Origin of the sequence: Pseudomonas sp. D47 (assembly GCF_045447305.1) — a bacterium.
Taxonomy (GTDB): Bacteria; Pseudomonadota; Gammaproteobacteria; order Pseudomonadales; family Pseudomonadaceae; genus Aquipseudomonas.
In genome coordinates, this window is sequence record NZ_JBJGXU010000171.1 from 1 (window position 1) to 646 (window position 646).

The 646-nt window shown below is 57.7% G+C and carries 1 pseudogene; it reads left to right on the plus strand.

The features are described 5' to 3' along the window. Nucleotides 1-646: pseudogene (locus ACI77I_RS32085) on the plus strand (citrate transporter); the annotation flags it as partial.

Consider the following 646-nt stretch of genomic DNA (forward strand, 5'->3'; position numbering starts at 1 on the left):
CATGGTCCCTTGGGCTGGGCCGTTGGGGCGTTCTGCGGCCGTTACCGGTATCGATGTCATCGAGCTGTGGCGTCCGCTACTTCCCGTCCAGGGATTTGGAGTCGTACTGCTGATCAGTTTGGCCGCCTTGCTCGGCTGGCGTGAACAGCGTCGTATCACTACCGCAGGCGGAGCCGATTTAGATGATGGGGTGTTAGCGGAAACCAGCATCAGCCTGGAAAACATCAGCGACGAAGAGCGTGCGCTGGAGCGACCAAAGCTGCTATGGGTCAATGCCAGCCTGTTCCTGCTGGTATTGGTGTCGCTGTTTCTCGGCGTGCTGCCTTCCGGCTACATATTCATGATCGGGCTGGCACTGGCCCTACTGATCAATTATCCCGGCGGTAACGTTCAGATGCAGCGGATCGCGGCGCATTCTTCGGCGGCCTTGAGTATGGGAATGATTATCCTCGCGGCGGGGTCCATGCTCGGGATACTCGCTGGCACTGGCATGCTGACATCAATCGCCAAGGACCTGGTACAGGTGCTCCCCGGCTCGATGGTTGGGCAGCTGCATATTTTTCTAGGCTTATTTGGTCTACCCATGGAGCTGCTGCTCAGCACCGATGCCTATTACTTCGGTCTGATGCCGGTGACCTTGGAAGTA